The organism is Ruegeria sp. CDSB022, assembly GCF_059611145.1.
In genome coordinates, this window is record NZ_JBXWOZ010000017.1 from 20,219 (window position 1) to 41,253 (window position 21,035).

Genomic DNA, 21,035 nt, shown 5'->3' on the forward strand with positions numbered 1-21,035 from the left:
AATGACTGTTGAGCAAACCCGTTTTGAAGGTCTGACTGACATATTGCGGGAAGGCCTTGGCCAGCGGATCGACCCTACCGCCGAAAGCTTTCTCGACATGTTCGCGGAGGACTGCGTGTTTGAGGCGCCTTATGCACCCCCTGGCTTCATCAAGCGCATCGACGGGCGCGACGCGTTGGCGCGCTACTTGAAGGTTTTGCCTGATCTCATTCGCATCGACGACTTTTTTGACCTGCGTGTCAGCGAGATGGCAGACCGCAACAAGGTTGTTCTGGAGTTTTCTGGCAGCGGCGAAGGGCGCACTGGCGCGCCCTACGATCAGAAATGGATCTCCGTCATCGAAACACGGGACGGAAAGATCACCTACTACGCTGACTATTGGGACCCGCGCATCACGCTAGCCGCGACCGGAGATGCCGTGCCCAACCCTGAAGGGAAAGGATTTACCCGTGCGTAACACCATCTTGATCACCGGCGGAACCGGAACAACCGGTCGCCGCATATCCGCACAGCTTGCTGACCGCCGCCTTGCTTATCGCGTCGCAACACGACGTCCCAAAGCGGCGCACGACATTCGCTTTGATTGGAGCGATGAAACCTCATGGGCTGCAGCACTGGAAAGCGTTTCGAGCATTTATCTGGTCGCACCAAGCGGCGTTGCCGTGCCTCTGCCAGCGATGATCCCATTTATGGAATTGGCCATCCGCCAAGGTGTGAAACGATTTGTCCTACTCAGCGCGTCTTCGCTCGAAGCAGGGGGGCCGATGATGGGTGCGGTTCATGCCTGGTTGCGCGATCATGCTCCGGAATGGGTCGTTCTACGCCCGACATGGTTCATGCAGAACTTTTCCGAAGGGCAGCTGCTTGCGCCCATTCGGGATCAAGGCGCAATCCATACCGCGACCGGTCGCGGTCGGGTTGGCTTCATCGACGCCGAAGATATCGCGACGGTCGCCGTCGAAGCGTTGTCTCAGAACGCGTTTGCGTCCGACGATCTCATCCTGACCGGCCCCGCTGTACTAAGTTATGACGACGTGGCGAAAATTCTGACCGAGGTGACAAAGAACCCGGTCACTCATCATAATCTCAGCGAAGCAGAGCTATCGGTACGGTACAGGGCAGCAGGTTTACCAGAAGCCTATGCGACAACGCTTGCAGCCATGGACACAAGTATTGCCGAGGGCTCAGAAGACCGCGTCACCGACAACGTTTTGCGCATTACCGGCCGTCAGCCATCCAGTTTGGCGGATTTCGCGGCCCGTCACAAAGCAGTCTGGCGTGCGCACGTCGAGGCATAGGCCATCCCAAATCATATGGAAAATCGAAATGGAAAACGCGACAAAGAGAACAGCAATTGTCACCGGCGCCTCCCGCGGCATCGGTGCAGCCATAGCGCAGCGACTTGTAGCCGAAGGTTTGAATGTTGTTGTCAACTATGCGGGCAATCAAACCGCTGCCCAAAAGGTCGTTGACGAAATCAAAGCCGCGGGTGGGCACGCCATTTCCGTAAAAGCCGATGTCTCGGACCCAGCCGAAGTCGCGCACCTGTTCGAGGCAGCTCAAGAGAAATTTGGTGGTGTCGATGTACTTGTGAACAATGCTGGCATTATGAAACTTGCCTCTATCGCCCAAAGCGATGACGCACTGTTCGACAGTCAGGTTGCTGTAAACCTTAAAGGGACATTCAACACGTTGCGCGAGGCAGCGGACCGTCTTCGCGACGGAGGTGCTATCATCAATTTCTCCTCAAGCGTTGTGGGGCTAAAGCTTGAGAACTATGGCGTCTATGCAGGCATCAAGGCTGCGGTAGAGGTCATGACATCGATATTCGCCAAAGAGTTGCGGGGTCGCGCGATCACTGTGAACGCAGTCGCGCCCGGACCGACAGCAACGGACCTTTTTCTTGATGGAAAACCCCAAGAGGTCGTGGACCGGATGGCAAAAATGGCCCCGCTTGAGCGACTGGGCACCCCAGAAGACATCGCAAGCGTCGTTGCATTCTTAGCCAAGCCGGATAGTGCTTGGATCAACGGCCAGACCATGCGCGCGAATGGTGGAATTGTGTGAGAATGGCCGCACTTTGACTAACGTTACATTATCACCGTTCAGAAACGCCTCCTGGATGCATGGCTGCATTGCGCTATCGCGCCTTGTGTGGGGTTCGGTTCCGAATATGTAACCAATAGTGTCAGACTAAGTGATCTGACAGACCGGAGATGGTTCAATGAAAAAGATCGACGTAAAACAAGACTATAAACGGTCAAAGTTCCTGATCGTCGCTATGGTGGTACAGATTGTCCTGGTTTGGATTTTTATGGCCATCTATCTGGCGTGGTTGAACTGACCGCCAAGACGGAGATAGTACGGGTTAGGTTCACTTGCACAGTACCGAAACACCGCCAAATCCATCGGATGGCGATGCCTAGAATTTTCCACTTATGCCGCAGCAATATCGGATAGTTCCAAGTCTGCGTCCTTGAGTTGCCGTGCAATAATCTCATTAAATGTTTGAGTTGGGTTGGTCTCAGCGAGCATTCCGACTCTTATCCAAAACTCCGCTTGGGCGTTGATCGACCGGCACATCACCGTGCTGGCCTTACGAATATCCTCATGTAGTCCGTCTTCAATCTTCACGATGCCCATCGTTAGGTCTTCCATTTTATTATACGAAACATATACGAATCGTATATAATCTTCAGATCGACTAAATCCATAGGAAACCAAATGGACAGCTACATCAACCTCCCCGTTGCGCCCCCCGCGCAAGATGCACGCAGGACTGAAAGCATCAAACTTTATGGGGCGGATGCGTTTGATGGGATGCGTCATGCAGGCGGCTTGACTGCGGCATGTTTGGACGGTGTCGCTGACCTCGTAGCTCCCGGAGTTTCGCTATCCGAGATCAACAGCTACGTGCTGGACTTCGCGGCATCGCATAGCGCAGTTCCTGCGACCCTCGGGTACAAGGGCTACAAATACGCCTGCTGCACCTCAGTGAACCACGTGGTTTGCCACGGATTCCCGAAAGAGAAAAAGTTGCGCGACGGTGATATCGTCAATGTCGATGTCACCCTGATCCTTGATGGCTGGCACGGCGATTCAAGCCGGATGTATGCGATCGGCAAGCCGAAACGCGCAGCAGAACGACTGATCCAGGTCACCCACGAAGCGATGATGCTTGGGATCAAAGCAGTACGTCCTGGCGCACGGCTCGGCGACATTGGTCATGCAATCCAATCCCATGCAAAATCGGAACGCTGTTCGGTCGTGCGGGACTTTTGCGGGCATGGCATTGGACAGGTGTTTCACGACTCGCCCAATATCCTTAATTTTGGCAAGGCTGGCGAGGGACCAGTGTTACGTGAAGGGATGATTTTTACCGTCGAACCGATGGTCAACCTGGGTCGAGGGGAGGTCAAAATGCTAGCTGATGATTGGACCGCTGTAACTCGCGATAGATCGCTGTCAGCTCAGTTTGAACACTCGATCGGTGTGACAGCGGATGGCTTCGAGATATTCACGCGATCAGCCAAGGGTCTTCATGCACCCGGCGTTACACTCAAGGAAGCATCTGCTTAGGACGGCCCTTTCCGGACCTTCGGACTACCTTCAAGATGCTGGGCTCGCAGCCCGCTTACCGGACATTCGCTGCAGGCGCATACTTCGACGCTGGTCGAACTTACGGATTGCGGGACTTTCCCGACCTTCAATCGAATATGTCGATTGGCGCTTTCTGCCCTTTGCCGCCGTTTGGCTAATCGAAGAAGGATGTCTGCATCTGATCCATAAATAGCCAAAGCTTTAGTCAGCGCCCTATTTTCCCATTTCTTGACGTGCTTGGCTTTCTGAGACTTGAGTAAATTGAGGTCGCCCTGCATAAATTCCCATTCGGACATCTCCACGCACATAGTAGGTTCTACCCACCTCGGCTTGAATTGTGATCGCATCTTGAGAAATTGCTTGTGCCCAAAAAGTATTTGTTCCGGGATTAACTTGCTTTTGAAGAACTGCGCCACTGGTAAGTTGCCCTACAGGACCATCACTATGTTGAACATTGAAGCGAATAGCACCGCCAGCAAAGCTAGCGGGTCGGTAAAAGACGACCAAAGCCTGACCATTTTGCGGAGCCATTTGAGAACTGGTCTGCATTACAGTTCCATTTTCCATGCAGCCAGCTAGAGTTGCAAAGGATGCCCCTGCAATTAGAAAAGTTCTTCGAAGCATGGTGATTTTCCATTTTTAAAGTGCAGCGGTTTGAATTTTCAAATCACATTTCAGGTGAAGTTACCAGAAAGCACTACTGTGATGAAGGTCAGTGGAAGAATTCCCCGCAGTGAAGACATTGGCAAACAATGCAGCAAATGACTGCAATCCGCCCTTCAAGTCGGAAAGCTGGAATAACACCATACGCTCAAAGGTGGGCTATAAGGTGGATAGAAATACAGATACCCGCCTTAAGTGATTGAAAAATATAATAATATTATGGATATTTGGTGCCCAGGAGAGGACTCGAACCTCCACGTCCATACGGACACTAGCACCTGAAGCTAGCGCGTCTACCAATTCCGCCACCTGGGCAGGTGTCGTGGAGGGGCGTTTAAGCCTACTGGCGGAAGGCGTCAACCGGATTCGGAAAGTTTTTTGAAAGTTTTTTAACCACTGCTTTCAACCGTCTGTGCCGCGTTGCTTTTTCGTGGCTGCGCGGCGTTATTGCGCCTTGTTTGAAAGGGCATTGGGCGGTAGATCGGATCAGGACCCAATAGCAGGAGCCCTCAAATGTCCAAACTGGTCACGATTTATGGCGGATCCGGATTTGTCGGCCGGTATATTGCGCGACGTCTGGCGAATGAAGGCTGGCGCGTTCGGGTTGCGGTGCGCCGTCCGAACGAAGCGATGTTTGTTAGACCCTACGGTGCGGTGGGGCAAGTCGAACCTGTCCTGTGTAACATCCGCGATGACGCTTCGGTTGCTTTGGCGATGCGGGGGGCTGATGCGGTGGTGAACTGTGTTGGTGTGTTGAACGAGATTGGCCGGAATGAATTTGATACCGTTCAAACCGAAGGGGCTGAACGCGTTGCGCGTCTAGCAGCCGCTGAAGGTGTAACCCGTATGGTCCATATCTCGGCCATTGGTGTTGATGCCGAGGCGGGGAGCGAATATTCTCGGACCAAAGCGCAGGGCGAGGCCGGTGTTCTGGCGCATATGCCGGGTGCAATGATCCTGCGCCCTTCGGTGATTTTCGGAACCGAGGATCAGTTCTTCAACCGTTTCGCTGCGATGACCCGGATGGGGCCATTTCTGCCGTTGGTCGGGGCCCAGACGCAATTTCAGCCGGTCTATGTGGATGATGTCGCCAAGGCTGCGGTGCAGGGTGTGCTGGGGCAGGCCAGCGGGGGTGTCTACGAATTGGGCGGACCCGAAGTGAAAACCTTCCGTGCGTTGATGCTGCAGATGCTGGATGTGATCAACCGCCACCGGATTATCCTTGGGATTCCCTTTTGGGTGGCCCGGATCATGGCGGGAATGCTGGACATAATGAAATTTGCGAGCTTTCAGTTGTTTCCGAACAATATCCTGACGCGTGATCAGCTCAAGAATCTGCGTCACGACAATGTTGCCTCAGATAGCGCGCTTGGCTTTGCCGATCTGGGGATCGAGCCGGCGACGCTGGAATCGGTCCTGCCGGATTATCTGTGGAAGTTCCGCCCCTCGGGTCAGTATGATGACATACAGAACTCGGCCAGCAATATGCGGACCTGATCAGCTGTAGGCGATGACCAGAAGGATTGCGCCCACTACTACGCGGTAGATCACGTATGGCGTAAAGCTGACGCTGCGCAACAGGCGCATCATTAGCGACAAGGCAAGCAGCGCGGACAGAAACGCAAAGAACGCAGCAACAGCACTGTCGAACGCCAGTTGGGCATTTGCCTGGCGGATGACCTCTGTGGACAGCAGCGCTCCGGATGCCAGAATCGTGGGTATGGACATCAACATCGCGATGCGTGCACCGTCTTCGCGGCTGTATCCAAGCTGGCGCGCCCCGGTGATCGTGATCCCGGACCGGGATGTTCCGGGGATCAGCGCCAGAACTTGCCACAGGCCCATGATCATCGCATCGCGCAGGCCCCAGTCAGAGGTTTCTTTGCTTTGCGGCCCTTTCTGGTCCATCCAGTAGAGCAATATGCCGAACCCCAGCATCGTCCAGCCGATGACCGTCATTGAGCGCAGAGACTGGCTGAGCCCGGTTTTGAACAGGATCGCTCCGACAATGACGGTTGGGATCGTGGCCAGAATCAGCCCCAGGGCCAATCGGGCTTGTGGTGTATCGGTGCGCCCCAAAAGAGCCTGCGGCAGTCCGGAAATCGCCATTTTCACATCAGACCAGAAATACAGAATTACGGCGCCCAGAGTGCCCACATGCACAGCGACATCGATGGCCAACCCCTGATCGTCCATACCGGTCAGGCTGGGTAAAAGTATCAGATGACCCGAAGATGAGATCGGCAGAAATTCGGTAATTCCCTGAATGACTGCTGCAAGAATCAACTGAAAAAGACTCATTTACCTGCCCGTGCTGCCGCCACGTGTTCTTTGTGATCCCTGCGTATAAGCGCGGTAAGGAAAAGAAAAGGATGCAAATAGGTCCGAATCGGAACTAATATCCTGTATTTCTCACTGGTCATCGGTGGAATCCAGCAAAGTTTTTGAAAAAAGGTCAGCACACTTGACTTTTAATCCCCCTACGCATCTTTTAAAGAGGCGCGACCAAGCCAATTCATGGAGTCTGACCCGTGGCCAAGCAACCGATGCTGAAATTTGTGCAGATCGACCGAGTAATGCCGGAAAAACGGGCCGCAGATGCCCGTACGGAAGACTTTGACGAAATCTATGCCGAATTCGCTGCTGCCAAAGCTGAAGAACAGGCCAGCCGCTGCAGCCAATGCGGTGTGCCTTATTGTCAGTCGCATTGCCCGCTGCACAACAACATCCCCGACTGGCTGAACTTGACCGCAACGGGCCGTCTGGAAGAGGCCTATCACACCAGTCAGGCCACCAACACCTTCCCCGAGATTTGTGGGCGCATCTGCCCACAGGACCGCCTGTGCGAAGGGAATTGCGTGATCGAACAATCTGGGCACGGCACTGTTACCATTGGCTCGATCGAGAAATATATCACCGACACAGCCTGGGAAAAGGGGTGGGTCAAGCCGGTCGTGCCGGGTGCTGAGCGCCGCGAAAGCGTCGGCATCATCGGCGGCGGCCCTGGTGGGCTGGCAGCGGCGGACATGCTGCGCCGTGCGGGTATTCAGGTCTCCGTGTATGATCGCCATGACCGGGCAGGCGGACTGCTGATGTATGGAATTCCGGGCTTTAAGCTGGAAAAAGACGTTGTTCAGCGCCGCAATGACCTGTTGGCTGATGGCGGGGTTGAGTTCGTTCTGAATTGCGACGTGGACGCCGCCAAATTCGCGGAAATCCGTTCCAAACATGATGCGATTATCATCGCAACCGGCGTTTACAAGTCGCGCGACCTGTCCATGCCTGGCAGCGGTTTGACGGGTATTGAAAAGGCCATCGACTTCCTGACAGCCTCGAACCGCAAAAGCTTTGGCGATGAGGTCGAAGATTTCGACAATGGCCGTTTGAATGCCGAAGGCAAAAAAGTTGTCGTGATCGGTGGCGGTGATACCGCGATGGATTGCGTGCGGACTTCGATCCGTCAGGGTGCGACCTCGGTCAAATGCCTGTATCGACGCGACCGCGCGAACATGCCCGGATCGCAGCGCGAAACGCAGAATGCCGAGGAAGAAGGCGTCGTATTCGAATGGCTAAGCGCACCAAAGGGCTTTACCGGCGATGATCAGGTTTCCGGCGTTATGGTCCAGAAGATGCGTCTGGGTCAGCCCGATGCCACCGGCCGTCAGGCCCCCGAGTTGATCGAAGGCGCGGACTATGTCGAAGACGCTGATCTGGTGATCAAGGCGCTGGGGTTCGAGCCCGAAGACCTGCCCACCCTGTTTGGCCAGCCTGACCTGCCCGTGACTCGCTGGGGCACTGTAAAAGCAGCGTTCGAGACCGGCGAGACCGAGATGGACGGGGTTTATGCCATCGGTGACATCGTGCGCGGTGCCTCGCTGGTGGTCTGGGCGATCCGCGATGGGCGCGACTGCGCCGACGCGATCCTTGACCGTTTCAACAACACGGCTGCGGTTGCAGCCGAATAAGCCCCGCGACAGGAGGGACAGAGATGCCCGAATTGCAAGGCCAATGTATGTGCGGCGCGGTCACAGTGACTGCCACCCCGGCGAAAGATTCGTTGGGCGCGTGCCATTGCGACCAGTGTCGCCGCTGGACCAGCTCGATGCTGATAACGTTTCCCGCGCAAGAGGGGTATGCGGCCCTTGGGCCGGTTAAGACCTTTACGTCCTCGGATTGGGCGGAACGTGCATTTTGCGCCGATTGCGGATCGGCCCTTTGGTACCGGATCACGCTGCCGGGTGAAATGCACGGGCATACCCAAATGGCAGCAGGCCTGTTCGACGACACGGACAATCCGCTGCAACTGGAACTTTATATCGACAAAAAGCCTGACGGGTACGCGTTCGCAGGCGAGCGTCGGCAGATGACCAAAGCTGAGGTCGAAGCCATGTACGGCCTGCCGGAAGAAGGAGACAGCCAATGACCAAATATGATGCCGATTGGGTGCGGGCCGAAGAAGCCAAACGTCAGTTCATGGCCGAAAACGGTCTCTATTCCGAGGAAGAAGAGCATTCGTCCTGCGGTGTGGGTCTTGTGGTCTCAGTCGATGGCAAGCCGTCACGCAAGGTTGTGGATGCTGGCATCGCCGCGCTCAAGGCGATCTGGCACCGCGGCGCGGTAGATGCGGATGGCAAGACCGGCGACGGCGCGGGTATCCATGTGCAAATCCCGGTTCCTTTCTTCTATGACCAGATCCGTCGCACTGGGCACGAGCCCAAATTGGATCAGCTGATCGCGGTTGGTCAGGTCTTTCTGCCCCGCACCGATTTCGGCGCGCAGGAACAGTGCCGGACCATCGTTGAATCCGAAGTGCTGCGCATGGGTTATTATATCTATGGCTGGCGCCACGTTCCGGTTGATGTCACCTGCCTCGGCGAAAAGGCCAACGCGACCCGGCCCGAGATTGAGCAGATCCTGATCTCGAATTCCAAAGGCGTGGACGAAGAGACATTCGAGCGTGAGCTTTATGTCATCCGTCGTCGCATTGAAAAGGCTGCCGCAGCGGCCGGGATTTCCGGGCTGTATCTGGCGTCACTGTCCTGCCGGTCAATCATCTACAAGGGCATGATGCTGGCCGAGCAGGTTGCGGTTTTCTACCCCGATCTGATGGATGAACGATTCGAATCCGCCTTTGCCATCTATCACCAGCGCTATTCGACCAACACCTTCCCGCAATGGTGGCTCGCCCAGCCCTTCCGCATGCTGGCCCATAACGGTGAGATCAACACTCTCAGGGGCAACGTCAACTGGATGAAAAGCCATGAAATCCGCATGGCCAGCGGCACCTTTGGCGATTACGCCGAGGATATCAAACCGATCATCGCTGGTGGATCGTCGGATTCTGCCGCATTAGACTCTGTATTCGAAGTTCTTGTACGCGCAGGCCGCTCGGCCCCGATGGCGAAAACCATGCTGGTGCCCGAAAGCTGGTCCAAGCAAGCTGTGGAACTGCCGCAGGCCTGGCGCGACATGTATTCTTACTGCAACTCGGTGATGGAACCCTGGGATGGCCCTGCCGCGTTGGCCATGACCGATGGCCGCTGGGTCTGTGCCGGTCTTGACCGGAATGGATTGCGTCCGATGCGTTATGTGGTCACTGGAGATGGTCTTGTAATTGCAGGCTCCGAGGCCGGGATGGTCCCGATTGATGAGGCCAGCGTGACCGAAAAAGGCGCGTTGGGCCCGGGCCAAATGCTGGCCGTGGATATGAAAAAGGGCAAGCTGTATCGCGATACGCAGATCAAGAACAAGCTGGCCCGCGCACTGCCATTCGGCGATTGGGTCGGCAAGATCAACGATTTGGACGAGTCTCTGGCTGGAATCACCGAAGCGCCGATCTATGCGGGCGAGGAGCTGCGCAAGCGTCAGATCGCCGCCGGATATTCGATCGAGGAACTGGAGCAGATTCTGGCGCCAATGGCCGAAGATGGAAAAGAGGCACTGGCTTCGATGGGGGATGACACGCCATCCGCTGTTCTGTCGAAACAGTACCGTCCGCTCAGCCATTTCTTCCGCCAGAACTTCAGCCAGGTGACCAACCCTCCCATCGACTCGTTGCGCGAATATCGTGTGATGTCGCTGAAAACCCGGTTCGGAAACCTGAAAAACGTGCTGGATGAAGACAGCAGCCAGACCGAAATTATCGTGCTGGAAAGCCCGTTTGTGGGCAATGCCCAATGGGAAGCACTGGCAGAAAACTTCAATGCCCCATTGGCAGAAATCGACTGTAGCTTTGAAGCCGGACAAGGGGCGCTGGGCGCAGCTTTGGCCCGTATTAGAGCCGAAGCCGAAGAGGCCGTGCGCTCGGGCGCGGGGCATTTGGTGTTGTCCGATATGAATTCAGGTCTGGGTCGCGTGGCGATGCCAATGATCCTGGCAACAAGCGCGGTGCATTCGCATCTGACCCGCAAGGGTCTGCGCACATTCTGCTCGCTGAACGTGCGGTCGGCGGAATGCGTTGATCCGCATTATTTCGCCGTTCTGATCGGGTGCGGGGCCACTGTGGTCAACGCCTATCTGGCCGAAGATTCTCTGGCCGATCGTATTGATCGCGGGTTGCTGGATGGCAGCCTGACCGAAAATGTCGCGCGGTACCGCGAGGCGATTGACCAGGGCTTGCTGAAAATCATGGCCAAGATGGGGATTTCGGTGATCTCATCCTATCGTGGCGGATTGAACTTTGAGGCTGTGGGCCTCAGCCGTGCCATGGTCGCCGAGTTTTTTCCCGGTATGACCAGCCGGATTTCCGGCATCGGTGTTACCGGCATTCAATCCAAGGCCGAAGAGATCCATGCCAAGGGCTGGGAAAGCGGTCTGGATGTTCTGCCGATCGGTGGTTTCTATAAGGCCCGTAAATCAGGCGAGACCCATGCGTGGGAAGCGACCTCGATGCATATGCTGCAGATGGCCTGCAACAAGGCGTCTTACGAGCTGTGGAAGCAGTATTCGGCCAAGATGCAATCGAACCCGCCGATCCATCTGCGCGACCTGATGGATTTCAAACCGCTGAGCAAGCCGATCCCGATTGAAGAGGTGGAATCTATCACCTCGATCCGCAAACGGTTCGTGACGCCGGGCATGTCGCTGGGGGCGCTGTCGCCCGAGGCGCACAAGACGCTGAACGTTGCGATGAACCGGATCGGGGCGAAATCCGACAGCGGCGAGGGCGGCGAAGATCCGGCGCATTTCGTGCCGGAACCCAATGGTGACAACCCCTCGGCCAAGATCAAACAGGTGGCTTCGGGCCGGTTCGGTGTAACCGCCGAATACCTGAACCAGTGCGAAGAGCTGGAAATCAAGGTTGCCCAGGGTGCCAAACCCGGTGAGGGCGGGCAGTTGCCTGGCATGAAGGTCACCGACCTGATTGCGCGCCTGCGCCATTCGACCAAGGGTGTAACACTGATCTCACCGCCGCCGCACCACGATATCTATTCGATCGAGGATCTGGCGCAGTTGATCTATGATCTGAAACAGATCAACCCGCGCTGTAAGGTGACGGTCAAGCTGGTGGCGTCCTCGGGTGTTGGCACGATTGCTGCAGGTGTAGCCAAGGCAAAAGCGGACATTATCCTTATTTCGGGTCACAATGGCGGCACCGGCGCGTCGCCTGCGACATCCATCAAATATGCTGGTCTGCCGTGGGAGATGGGCCTGACCGAGGCGCATCAGGTTCTGGCGATGAACAACCTGCGGGATCGCGTGACCCTGCGAACCGATGGCGGCTTGCGTACCGGTCGTGACATCGTCATGGCCGCGATGATGGGGGCCGAGGAATACGGTATAGGCACTGCCGCCCTTATCGCGATGGGCTGTATCATGGTGCGTCAGTGCCAGTCCAACACTTGCCCAGTTGGCGTGTGTACTCAGGACGAAAGCCTGCGCGCCAAATTCACCGGTAATGCCGATAAGGTCGTCAACCTGATCACCTTCTACGCGCAAGAAGTGCGCGAGCTGCTGGCCAGCCTGGGTGCGCGGTCGATTGACGACATCATCGGTCGGGCCGATCTGCTAGCGCAGGTCAGCCGAGGGTCGGCGCATCTGGATGATCTGGACCTCAACCCGCTGCTGATCACCGTCGATGGTGCCCATAACATCGTCTATAATCGTGACAGAGACCGGAACGCGGTGCCCGATACGCTGGACGCAGAAATCGTGCGCGATGCGGCCCGGTTCCTGAAAGACGGCGAGAAAATGCAGCTGTCTTACGCGGTGCAAAACACGCACCGAACCGTTGGGACGCGGGTTTCCAGCCATATCGTGCAAAATTTTGGGATGCGGAACACGTTCCAGTCGGATCACCTGCACGTGAAGCTGCAGGGCTCTGCTGGTCAGTCGCTGGGGGCGTTTGCAGCGCCGGGACTCAAGCTTGAAGTTTCAGGTGATGCCAATGACTATGTCGGCAAGGGCTTGTCTGGTGGTATGATTGTTGTGCGTCCACCGCAGGTCAGCCCGCTGAAGGCGGATGACAACACCATCATTGGCAACACGGTTCTGTATGGGGCCACGGACGGGTATCTGTTTGCAGCAGGCCGCGCCGGAGAACGGTTCGCGGTGCGCAATTCAGGCGCCAAGGTGGTGATCGAAGGCTGCGGCTCGAACGGGTGCGAATACATGACCGGCGGGGTCGCCGTGATCCTGGGCAGTATCGGCGCCAATTTCGGAGCGGGCATGACAGGCGGCATGGCTTACCTGTACGACCCCGACGGCAAGGCGCAGGCGCTGATGAATATGGAAACGCTGGTGACATGCCCCGTGACCATTGGCCATTGGGAAGATCAGCTGAAATCGCTGATCGAAACCCATCAGGCCGAAACCATTAGCCGCAAGGCTGCGGATATCCTGCAGCACTGGGAGGTCGAGAAGGCGAACTTTATCCAGGTCTGCCCGAAAGAGATGCTGAACAAGCTCAGCCATCCGTTGGCGGTCGAGGCAACAGCGGTTCCTGCAGAGTAATCTGAGGACTAATGAAAATGGCAACCCCGCGTGTCTTTTAAAACACGTGGGGTTTTCTTTTATTGGTCCTAGGTGGTCGTTTGCCTTGTCGAAACGGGCCCAATAAGCCTAGATTTCGTCACTTTTTGTTCGGAAGTTGCGGTTAGGCTGCTTTGCAGTCGTGCGAACGCGTAGGAGTCTGTTAGATGCCAACCACATATCTTGATCAGTTTTATTCGTTTGACCCCGCGAATCCGCCACCGGGCGGTACATCGGTAGTTGTTGATAAATTCAACCTCACCGATGTGGATGACGATGGCGAGATCGACGCGCCCAGCGGGGATACGGTAAACGGCCAGGATGTTACTTCGTCGTGGCCGGGTGATGTTGTTACGATTAACGTGACCGGCGTTGGCAATGTCACCTATACCGGCACGACCTTCTATCTTGCTGACGGAACCCGTGTCTTTACACCAACAGACGGGCAGGTTCTGCAACCGGGCACGTTTGTCTCATCAACCTTTGTCAACACGCAGGGGCCGCTAGATGTTGGCAATCTTGGCCCGCCCTGTTTCACCCCCGGAACGCTGATCGAAACGCCTGATGGCCCGCGTCTTATCGAAGATCTGAAGCCCGGCGATATGGTCATCACATCGGACAACGGTGCGCAGCCGCTGCTTTGGGTGGGGCGGACCACGGTTGAGGCCGAAGGCAAGCTGGCGCCGATCCGGTTTGAGGCTGGCGTGCTAAGGCTGGAACAGCCTTTGATCGTGTCGCCACAGCACCGGATGCTGGTCTCGGACTGGCGGGCGCCGTATTTGTTCGGCCATTCCGAAGTGCTGATCGCAGCGCATTGCCTGGTCAACGGGGATTCTGTTACGCGTGTTGAGGGTGGTCAGATCGACTATATTCATCTTCTCTTTTCGCGCCATGAGATCGTCATTGCAAATGGGGCCAAAAGCGAAAGTTATTACCCTGGGCACGCGCTCTCTCAGTCTGACGCCGAGACAAAGGCTGAAGTTCTGGCCCTGTTTCCCGAATTGCAGACCCGCGATGCGGTCCTGCCAGAAACCGCCCGTCCCGTGATACGTCCGCGCGAGGCGCGCGCTTTGGCGATTTAATCCGTTCCAAACATCGTCGCCGCGTCGTATAGCAACAATATGGCAAAGAAAGCAGCGCGCAAATCGAGCAGTAAGAAAAGTAAAGCGTCGAAGGCAAAGAACCAGACACAATCGCGGATTCGCCGCTGGGTGACCCGCGCGGTATTGGGTCTGGTTGCGTTTGTTGTGGCGCTTGTGGTGCTTTTTTCTGTGGTGAATCCCCCGGTAACCCATACGATCTGGTCTGAATGGCGGCGGCTGGGCAAGGTTCAGCGCGATTGGGTGCCGATTGAACAGATCTCGCCCGTCATGGCGCGATCCGTGGTGGCGGCAGAGGATGCCAATTTCTGCCTGCACTGGGGATTTGATGTCGATGCCATTCGCGATGCTTTGGAGGAAGGCGGTACACGTGGCGCCTCAACCATCACGCAGCAAGTGGTGAAGAATGTGTTCCTGTGGCAGGGGCGCAGTTGGGTGCGTAAGGCGCTTGAGACATCTCTCACCCCCGTGGTCGAGATTTTCTGGAGCAAGCAGCGCATTCTCGAGGTCTATTTGAACGTGGCCGAGACTGGCGAAGGTGTGTTTGGCGTTGAGGCCGCAGCCCAGCGCAACTTCAATGTGACCGCGGCCCAGCTGTCGCCAGTTCAGGCCGCACGTATTGCCGCAATCCTGCCTTCTCCCAAAAACAGGTCCGTTCGGGATCCGTCGGTCCGCACACGCAGACGGGCTGCCTCGATCCTCGATGGGGCGGCCACCATTCGCGCAGATGGTCGCGCGGATTGTTTCGAGGATTGAAACCCAAGGCCCTGCAAGGCTAAAGCTTGAGTGTATTCACTGGTTCGATTGGAAGCCCATGGCGCGTTTGTTTCATGTTCCCTTGTCCCCCTTCTGCCGCAAGGTGCGCCTGTCACTGGCGGAAAAGAAGATTGAGGTTGAATTGGTCGAGGAGAAATACTGGGAGAAAGATCCCGATTTCCTGCGTCGCAACCCGGCCGGAAAAGTCCCGGTTCTGCGTCTGGACGGAAAGATCATGTCCGAAAGCAACGCTATTTGCGAATATATTGAGGAAACCCGGCCCGATCCTACGCTGATGCCCCAAACGCCGGAGGCTCGATACGAAGTGCGTCGGCTGGTGGCCTGGTTTGATGACAAGTTCCATCACGAGGTGACATCCAAACTGGTTTATGAGCGCGTGAACAAGAAAGTTACCGGTCAGGGCTATCCCGACAGCAAAAATGTCAAGCAAGGTGCCAAGGCCATCAAGTATCATCTGGATTACATGGCCTGGTTGCTGGATCACCGCCGTTGGCTGGCCGGGGATCAGATGACATTGGCCGATTTTGCGGCTGCGGCGCATCTATCGACGCTGGATTATATCTCAGACGTGGATTGGAATCGGTCTCAGGCGGTTAAAGACTGGTACGCCAAGATCAAATCCCGACCTGCTTTCCGGTCGATCCTGGCGGATCAGGTTCCTGGGTTCAGGCCGCCCACCCATTACGCAGATCTGGATTTCTGATAGGGTCGCACAAGGGGGGCTGTCTGCCCCCCCATCGCGCCTTGGGGCGCGATTCCCCCCGAAGGTATTTAGGGCCAGATGAAGAGCGGATCGGGTTTAAAGGATAGGCTGGCGGCACAGGCGCTGAGCGAGGGCTTTGTGTCTTGTCGCATTTGTCGCCCGTGGGATGTCCCCGAAGTGCCCGCCCGGCTGGAGGCGTTCCTGCAGGCCGAATATCACGGGCAAATGGGATGGATGGCCGAGCGGACCCATTGGCGAGGCGATCCGGCAGCGCTCTGGCCCGAGGCGAAATCGGTGATCATGTTGGCAGAAAGCTATGCGCCCGAACATGATCCAACCGAGATTCTGGACCACCCCGAGAAGGGGGCGATCTCAGTCTATGCGCAGAACAAGGACTATCACGACCTGGTCAAGAAGCGGCTCAAAAGGTTAGCCCGCTGGTTGATAGCCGAAGCTGGTGGCGAGGTGAAGGTCTTTGTCGATACCGCCCCGGTTCCGGAAAAGGCCTTGGGTCATGCTGCGGGGTTGGGATGGCAGGGTAAGCACACCAATCTTGTAAGTCGCGATTGGGGAAATTGGGCCTTTATAGGGTCTGTTTTTACAACTCTGGACCTACCTTCGGATCAAGCAGAGGTGGATCACTGTGGATCCTGCCGGGCCTGTTTGGCCGCCTGTCCGACAGACGCATTCCCGGCGCCTTATCAGTTGGACGCGCGGCGCTGCATTTCTTACCTGACAATCGAACACAAGGGTCCGGTTGATGAAGACCTGCGCGCGAAACTCGGCAATCGGATCTATGGTTGCGATGATTGCCTTGCCGCCTGCCCCTGGAACAAATTCGCAGTCACGGCCAGTGACATGCGCTATGCAGCGCGTGAGGATCTGAAGGCTCCTCGGCTGGCAGAATTGGCTGGCCTGGACGATCCGGAATTTCGAACGAAATTCTCGGGCTCTCCAATTAAGCGGATTGGACGGGACCGGTTTGTGCGAAATGTGCTGTACGCCATTGGCAACTCAGGCCTGCAGGGGTTGATACCGATTGCACAGGATTTGACAGAGGATCCGGATTCAGCCGTGGCAGATGCCGCGCGCTGGGCGGTCAAACAACTCTCCTAGGTGCCGCAAACAGGCTGGACGTGTCGGTGCAAACCGCTAAACCCAATCACAGCGAACAGGAAGGAGAACCCGATGGCGCTGGCTTTGGGGGTTGATACAGGCGGAACCTATACGGATGCGGTGCTGGTCCGGGATGAGACTGAGGTGATTGCTTCAGCCAAATCTCTGACAACACGAGCTGATCTGGCGATTGGCGTTGGCAAGGCGATTTCTGCGGTTCTGACGCAGGCTCAGGTGTCACCGGAGCAGATCTCAATGGCGTCGCTGTCAACGACATTGGCCACGAATGCGCTGGTCGAAGGGCAGGGTGGCCGGGTTGCCCTTGTCTATATCGGGTTCAGGGAAGGAGATCTGGAAAAGCATGGTCTGCGGGATGCTTTGAAAGGGGATCCAGCTTTGGTTGTGGCGGGCGGTCACACGCATGCGGGAACAGAGGCCAGGCCATTGGATGTTCAGGCGGTAGAAGCCTTTTTAGACTCTAATTCTGGTATCTGCGGCTTCGCGGTGGCCGGTCAGTTCGCCACCAGAAACCCGGCGCATGAACTTGAGGTCGCCCGCATTATTACTGATCGGACGGGTGCGCCGGTGACATGTTCGCACCATCTGTCGGCCAAGTTGAATGGCCCAAAACGTGCGGTGACTGCGGTGCTGAATGCACGGTTGATTGGCATGATCGACCGCTTGATCGGACGGGCACAGGATCAGCTTGTGACGCTAGGAATTTCAGCGCCAATGATGGTGGTTCGAGGCGACGGAGCGTTGATGAGCGCCGAACAGGCGCGGGATCGACCGATTGAAACGATTTTGAGCGGCCCTGCGGCCTCGATCGTCGGGGCGCGCTGGCTAACGGGAGCCGAGAACGCGCTGGTATCAGATATCGGTGGTACCACGACCGATGTCGCCTTGATCCGGGATGGCAAGCCCGCCATTGATCCCGAAGGTGCCAGGGTTGGCGGCTTTCGCACCATGGTGGAGGCCGTCGCAATGCGGACCCACGGGTTGGGCGGGGACAGTCAGGTACATGTTGTAACCGAAGGGCTGGGCGGGGGCATCTTCCTGGGACCGCGCCGTGTTTTGCCCGTATCTCTGATCGCGTCAGAAGCGCCCGACGAGGTTCACACGGCCTTGGATGCGCAGTTGCGGGCCCCAACCGTGGGTGAACATGACACCCGGTTCGCACGTCTGGTACCGGGTGTTCATGCCGAAGGTCTGGGGGCAAGGGAAACCGCCCTGGTGGATCGCTTGGGGCAGAAGGTCCTGCCGCTGTCCGATTTGCTTAAAACGCGGATGGAGACAGGCGCACTTACTCGTTTGATGGATCGTGGAATCGTTCAGGTATCCGGCGTGACACCTTCGGATGCCAGCCATGTTCTGGGCCGTTTGGATGCCTGGGACGCAGAGGCTGCACGCAAAGCGCTGGAACTGGTGGCGCGAAAACGGATTGGCACCGGTGATATGCTGGCTGCAACACCGGATCTGTTGGCGCAGATGATCGTTGATCAGCTGACCGAACAGACCTCTTTGACCTTGTTAGAGACCGCTTTTTCAGAAGAAGCCGAGGATTTCGGCGTTCTGGCACCCGATCTGGCCCGGCATGTTTTGACGCGGAAAGGTCTGGCCGGGCATCGCGGTTTGGTGGCGCTGGACGCGGCACTGAATGTGGATGTGATCGGTCTTGGGGCGTCGGCCCCCAGCTATTACCCCGCAGTCGGGGAAAGATTGCGATGCCGCATGATTCTGCCGGAACACACGGGCGTGGCCAATGCGATTGGAGCTGTGGTTGGCAGGCTGACACTGCGCCGGGCCGGGACCGTCACCGCGCCATCCGAAGGGCGGTACAGGGTGCATCTTGAAGACGGGCCTCAGGACTTTAGCGATTCTGACGAGGCGATGGCACTGCTGGAATCCATCCTGAGGGATGAGGCGGAAGGAGAAGTGCGCGGAGCCGGTGCCGAGGATATCCGAGTGATCGTCGACCGGGATATCCGCACCGCCCGCATCGAAGCGCAGGAGGTCTTTGTTGAGGCAATGATCACCGTCGAGGCCAGTGGAAGGCCGCGGGTGGCGTCTGACTAGCCCCTGATCCGGGGCTAATCCTTACTCGGCCGCGTCGCGTTTGGGCAGAACCCAATCCGGGCGCGGGAAATGGCAGGTATAGCCGTTCGGGATGCGTTCAAGATAATCCTGATGCTCGGACTCGGCCTCCCAGAAATCGCCAACGGGTTCAATCTCGGTCACGACTTTGCCGGGCCAGATGCCACTGGCATTCACATCGGCAATGGTGTCCAGGGCGACCTGTTTCTGGGCGTCATCGACATAATAAATGGCCGAGCGATAGCTCATCCCCATGTCGTTCCCTTGCCGGTTCACCGTAGTCGGGTCATGGATCTGAAAGAAAAATTCGAGCAGATCGCGATAGGTGGTCACGGTAGGATCGTAAAAGATCTCGATCGCCTCGGCATGGGTGCCATGGTTGCGATAAGTGGCGTTGGGCACGTCTCCACCAGTATATCCGACGCGAGTGCGGAAAACGCCCGGGCGTTTGCGGATCAGATCCTGCATGCCCCAAAAGCAGCCCCCGGCAAGAACGGCGCGATGTTCGGTCATTCGATCTCCTCCACATGAATCAGGAATTCGCCATAGCCTTCGGCTTCCATCTGATCGCGATGGACGAACCGTAATGAGGCTGAGTTGATACAGTATCGCAGCCCGCCATGTTCGCGGGGGCCGTCGGGAAATACATGCCCCAAATGGCTATCGCCATGTTTCGAGCGAACTTCGGTCCGGATCATACCCAGCGAGGCATCGCGCAGTTCTTCAACATGCTCATGCACGATTGGTTTGGTGAAACTGGGCCAGCCGCAGCCGGATTCGTACTTGTGCGCCGAGGCGAACAAAGGCTCACCCGAGACGATATCCACGTAGATGCCGGGTTCTTTGTTATTCAGCAGTTTGCCAGTTCCGGGCCGTTCGGTGCCGCTGTTTTGCGTGACGTGGTATTCCTCGGGCGACAATGCGGCGACGGCCTCAGGGGATTTGGTGTAACGGGTCATTGCTCCTCCGGACTTCTGGTGGTTCGCATAATAGATGGGGATTATTGGCGGAAAGCAAAGGGTGTTCTGCCGGGCTCGCGCAGTTGTGCAAGGTCAGGCTGGTTTTCTGCCGGGTTGGCGAGACAGTTGCACCGCCAGAATGCCCAGTGTTGTGATAAGAACCCCGACCGCATCCAGCGGCCCCAGTTTTTCGCCCAACAAGATCGCGGCGATGGTGACACCAAAGACCGGGTTGAGAAAGTGAAACGTGGCCGCCCGGGTTGCGCCGATCCGATCCAGCAGCAGGAACCAGATGAACGTGGCCAGAAGGCCGGGAAACAGAGTTGTATAGGTGAAGGCCAGGACCAGCGGCACCGTCAAGTGGAAATGAATCGTTTCGAATACCGGTGCTGCAACAAACAGAATGGCCGATCCGACCAGCATCTGTAAGCCAACCACCATCATGAAATTCCCGCCCGATGTCGCCCCACGCACTGCGAGCGTGGCAAATGTCAGCGCAAGCGCTCCAATGCCACAAAGCATGACGCCGAACAGATCAACGCCGTCGCCGATCCGACTGCTCATGATCAGAGCAACACCGGCGAACCCGGCACACAGGCCGACAATTCCAACTGGCCGTAATCTGTCGCCCATAAACAGCCAACTGGCCAAGGCAACCAGCAATGGCATGGTCGAGGCGATGATGGCGGCAACAGAGGCCTCGATTGTTTGCATCGCATAGAAGTTTAGGCCCAAATAAAGGGCATTTTGACAAATCCCGAACAGGATGGTGGCATACCATTGTGACCGCGTCAGCCGCCAGCTTTGACCCATCGCCCGTGCAATCACGACGCCAATCAAACCCGAGATCAGAAACCGCAGAGCCAGGGAAAACAACGGCGATGCGTCCGCCACGATGATCCGGGCCGAGGTGAAGGCCGAAGACCAGATAAACGCAAATGTCAGCCCCATGGCCATTGCGCGAAAATCCATCGCGACCCCCTGTTCAGATTTTCGCGCACTGTTGACCGAATAAGCGCGCGCCGCAAGCAGTGCTGTTTTTATTGATTGATC

At 56.8% G+C, this 21,035-nt stretch carries 19 protein-coding genes and 1 tRNA gene; 13 read left to right on the top strand and 7 right to left on the bottom strand.

Annotation, left to right across the window (positions count from 1 at the left end; translation table 11 throughout):
* Position 1 precedes the first annotated feature (1 nt).
* Genes AC2FIZ_RS18020 through AC2FIZ_RS18030 form a run of 3 tightly spaced genes read left to right on the top strand, consistent with a single transcriptional unit; the run spans position 2 to position 2,067 of the window.
* Positions 2-457 carry a nuclear transport factor 2 family protein gene (locus AC2FIZ_RS18020; RefSeq protein ID WP_170510876.1) on the top strand — a complete coding sequence of 152 codons (456 nt, stop codon included), beginning with the start codon at positions 2-4 and terminating at the stop codon, positions 455-457.
* The gene (locus AC2FIZ_RS18025; protein WP_170510873.1) at positions 450-1,298 is read left to right on the top strand and encodes an ergot alkaloid biosynthesis protein; all 849 of its coding nucleotides are present in this window, start codon (positions 450-452) and stop codon (positions 1,296-1,298) included. The genes AC2FIZ_RS18020 and AC2FIZ_RS18025 overlap by 8 nt, the downstream gene beginning before the upstream one ends.
* A 28-nt stretch (positions 1,299-1,326) precedes the next feature.
* The gene (locus AC2FIZ_RS18030; protein WP_170647749.1) at positions 1,327-2,067 is read left to right on the top strand and encodes an SDR family oxidoreductase; all 741 of its coding nucleotides are present in this window, start codon (positions 1,327-1,329) and stop codon (positions 2,065-2,067) included.
* Between the two features lie 369 nt (positions 2,068-2,436).
* On the opposite strand, the gene AC2FIZ_RS18035 is transcribed toward AC2FIZ_RS18030, so the two are convergent.
* Positions 2,437-2,658, bottom strand: coding sequence for a ParD-like family protein (locus tag AC2FIZ_RS18035; RefSeq protein WP_480453980.1), 222 nt, complete (start codon positions 2,656-2,658; stop codon positions 2,437-2,439).
* A 66-nt stretch (positions 2,659-2,724) separates the two neighbouring features.
* Between AC2FIZ_RS18035 and map the strand changes: the two genes are divergently transcribed.
* On the top strand, positions 2,725-3,579 hold the full coding sequence (gene map, locus AC2FIZ_RS18040; RefSeq protein ID WP_170510864.1) for a type I methionyl aminopeptidase: 855 nt from the start codon (positions 2,725-2,727) through the stop codon (positions 3,577-3,579).
* A gap of 234 nt (positions 3,580-3,813) precedes the next feature.
* Here the strand turns inward: map and AC2FIZ_RS18045 are convergent, their stop codons facing one another.
* Together AC2FIZ_RS18045 and AC2FIZ_RS18050 are read right to left on the bottom strand one after the other, a co-directional pair.
* Positions 3,814-4,167, bottom strand: a complete 354-nt coding sequence (locus tag AC2FIZ_RS18045; protein WP_496689882.1) for a DUF2846 domain-containing protein — start codon at positions 4,165-4,167, stop codon at positions 3,814-3,816.
* Between the two features lie 324 nt (positions 4,168-4,491).
* Positions 4,492-4,578, bottom strand: a tRNA-Leu gene (locus AC2FIZ_RS18050).
* A gap of 198 nt (positions 4,579-4,776) precedes the next feature.
* Between AC2FIZ_RS18050 and AC2FIZ_RS18055 the strand changes: the two genes are divergently transcribed.
* Positions 4,777-5,760 carry a complex I NDUFA9 subunit family protein gene (locus tag AC2FIZ_RS18055; protein ID WP_496791433.1) on the top strand — a complete coding sequence of 328 codons (984 nt, stop codon included), beginning with the start codon at positions 4,777-4,779 and terminating at the stop codon, positions 5,758-5,760.
* Here AC2FIZ_RS18055 and AC2FIZ_RS18060 read toward each other — a convergent pair whose 3' ends face one another.
* Complete coding sequence (locus AC2FIZ_RS18060) at positions 5,761-6,564, bottom strand: undecaprenyl-diphosphate phosphatase (RefSeq protein WP_142640289.1); 804 nt, start codon at positions 6,562-6,564, stop codon at positions 5,761-5,763.
* Between the two features lie 230 nt (positions 6,565-6,794).
* Here AC2FIZ_RS18060 and AC2FIZ_RS18065 point away from each other — a divergent pair, with 230 nt between their 5' ends.
* From AC2FIZ_RS18065 to AC2FIZ_RS18100, 8 genes are all read left to right on the top strand, one after another.
* Positions 6,795-8,228, top strand: a complete 1,434-nt coding sequence (locus AC2FIZ_RS18065; RefSeq protein ID WP_271951679.1) for an NAD(P)-dependent oxidoreductase — start codon at positions 6,795-6,797, stop codon at positions 8,226-8,228.
* 23 nt (positions 8,229-8,251) lie between these two features.
* Complete coding sequence (locus AC2FIZ_RS18070) at positions 8,252-8,686, top strand: GFA family protein (RefSeq protein WP_281995942.1); 435 nt, start codon at positions 8,252-8,254, stop codon at positions 8,684-8,686.
* The gene (gene gltB, locus AC2FIZ_RS18075; RefSeq protein WP_496791435.1) at positions 8,683-13,215 is read left to right on the top strand and encodes a glutamate synthase large subunit; all 4,533 of its coding nucleotides are present in this window, start codon (positions 8,683-8,685) and stop codon (positions 13,213-13,215) included. Before AC2FIZ_RS18070 ends, gltB begins: the two co-directional genes overlap by 4 nt.
* 185 nt (positions 13,216-13,400) lie before the next feature.
* A complete protein-coding gene (locus AC2FIZ_RS18080; RefSeq protein ID WP_496703200.1) occupies positions 13,401-14,315 on the top strand; it encodes a Hint domain-containing protein in 915 nt (304 codons plus the stop codon).
* 39 nt (positions 14,316-14,354) lie between these two features.
* Entirely contained in the window at positions 14,355-15,089 is a 735-nt protein-coding gene (gene mtgA / locus AC2FIZ_RS18085) for a monofunctional biosynthetic peptidoglycan transglycosylase (RefSeq protein ID WP_142640279.1), read from the top strand.
* Between the two features lie 58 nt (positions 15,090-15,147).
* Entirely contained in the window at positions 15,148-15,813 is a 666-nt protein-coding gene (fzlA, locus tag AC2FIZ_RS18090; protein ID WP_496791436.1) for an FtsZ-binding protein FzlA, read from the top strand.
* Positions 15,814-15,891: 78 nt separating this feature from the next.
* Positions 15,892-16,929, top strand: a complete 1,038-nt coding sequence (queG, locus tag AC2FIZ_RS18095; RefSeq protein ID WP_281995945.1) for a tRNA epoxyqueuosine(34) reductase QueG — start codon at positions 15,892-15,894, stop codon at positions 16,927-16,929.
* A 72-nt stretch (positions 16,930-17,001) separates the two neighbouring features.
* Positions 17,002-19,005, top strand: coding sequence for a hydantoinase/oxoprolinase N-terminal domain-containing protein (locus tag AC2FIZ_RS18100; RefSeq protein WP_496791437.1), 2,004 nt, complete (start codon positions 17,002-17,004; stop codon positions 19,003-19,005).
* A 21-nt stretch (positions 19,006-19,026) separates the two neighbouring features.
* Here the strand turns inward: AC2FIZ_RS18100 and msrA are convergent, their stop codons facing one another.
* The 3 genes from msrA to AC2FIZ_RS18115 all read right to left on the bottom strand — a co-directional run bounded on the left by msrA (position 19,027) and on the right by AC2FIZ_RS18115 (position 20,954).
* Positions 19,027-19,536: a peptide-methionine (S)-S-oxide reductase MsrA gene (msrA, locus tag AC2FIZ_RS18105; protein WP_142640270.1), complete on the bottom strand. Its 510-nt coding sequence runs from the start codon at positions 19,534-19,536 to the stop codon at positions 19,027-19,029.
* Positions 19,533-19,982, bottom strand: coding sequence for a peptide-methionine (R)-S-oxide reductase MsrB (msrB, locus tag AC2FIZ_RS18110; protein ID WP_142640268.1), 450 nt, complete (start codon positions 19,980-19,982; stop codon positions 19,533-19,535). The genes msrA and msrB overlap by 4 nt, the downstream gene beginning before the upstream one ends.
* 93 nt (positions 19,983-20,075) lie before the next feature.
* Positions 20,076-20,954 carry a DMT family transporter gene (locus AC2FIZ_RS18115; protein WP_281995947.1) on the bottom strand — a complete coding sequence of 293 codons (879 nt, stop codon included), beginning with the start codon at positions 20,952-20,954 and terminating at the stop codon, positions 20,076-20,078.
* Positions 20,955-21,035 lie beyond the last annotated feature (81 nt).

Excerpts from the sequence above, each read along its gene's own strand:
- AC2FIZ_RS18020 (WP_170510876.1), top strand. The coding sequence starts at position 2 with ATGACTGTTGAGCAAACCCGTTTTGAAGGTCTGACTGACATATTGCGG.
- AC2FIZ_RS18030 (WP_170647749.1), top strand. The coding sequence starts at position 1,327 with ATGGAAAACGCGACAAAGAGAACAGCAATTGTCACCGGCGCCTCCCGC.
- AC2FIZ_RS18035 (WP_480453980.1), bottom strand. The coding sequence starts at position 2,658 with ATGGAAGACCTAACGATGGGCATCGTGAAGATTGAAGACGGACTACAT.
- map (WP_170510864.1), top strand. The coding sequence starts at position 2,725 with ATGGACAGCTACATCAACCTCCCCGTTGCGCCCCCCGCGCAAGATGCA.
- AC2FIZ_RS18045 (WP_496689882.1), bottom strand. The coding sequence starts at position 4,167 with ATGGAAAATGGAACTGTAATGCAGACCAGTTCTCAAATGGCTCCGCAA.
- AC2FIZ_RS18055 (WP_496791433.1), top strand. The coding sequence starts at position 4,777 with ATGTCCAAACTGGTCACGATTTATGGCGGATCCGGATTTGTCGGCCGG.
- AC2FIZ_RS18060 (WP_142640289.1), bottom strand. The coding sequence starts at position 6,564 with ATGAGTCTTTTTCAGTTGATTCTTGCAGCAGTCATTCAGGGAATTACC.
- AC2FIZ_RS18070 (WP_281995942.1), top strand. The coding sequence starts at position 8,252 with ATGCCCGAATTGCAAGGCCAATGTATGTGCGGCGCGGTCACAGTGACT.
- gltB (WP_496791435.1), top strand. The coding sequence starts at position 8,683 with ATGACCAAATATGATGCCGATTGGGTGCGGGCCGAAGAAGCCAAACGT.
- AC2FIZ_RS18080 (WP_496703200.1), top strand. The coding sequence starts at position 13,401 with ATGCCAACCACATATCTTGATCAGTTTTATTCGTTTGACCCCGCGAAT.
- mtgA (WP_142640279.1), top strand. The coding sequence starts at position 14,355 with ATGGCAAAGAAAGCAGCGCGCAAATCGAGCAGTAAGAAAAGTAAAGCG.
- fzlA (WP_496791436.1), top strand. The coding sequence starts at position 15,148 with ATGGCGCGTTTGTTTCATGTTCCCTTGTCCCCCTTCTGCCGCAAGGTG.
- queG (WP_281995945.1), top strand. The coding sequence starts at position 15,892 with ATGAAGAGCGGATCGGGTTTAAAGGATAGGCTGGCGGCACAGGCGCTG.
- AC2FIZ_RS18100 (WP_496791437.1), top strand. The coding sequence starts at position 17,002 with ATGGCGCTGGCTTTGGGGGTTGATACAGGCGGAACCTATACGGATGCG.
- msrA (WP_142640270.1), bottom strand. The coding sequence starts at position 19,536 with ATGACCGAACATCGCGCCGTTCTTGCCGGGGGCTGCTTTTGGGGCATG.
- msrB (WP_142640268.1), bottom strand. The coding sequence starts at position 19,982 with ATGACCCGTTACACCAAATCCCCTGAGGCCGTCGCCGCATTGTCGCCC.
- AC2FIZ_RS18115 (WP_281995947.1), bottom strand. The coding sequence starts at position 20,954 with ATGGATTTTCGCGCAATGGCCATGGGGCTGACATTTGCGTTTATCTGG.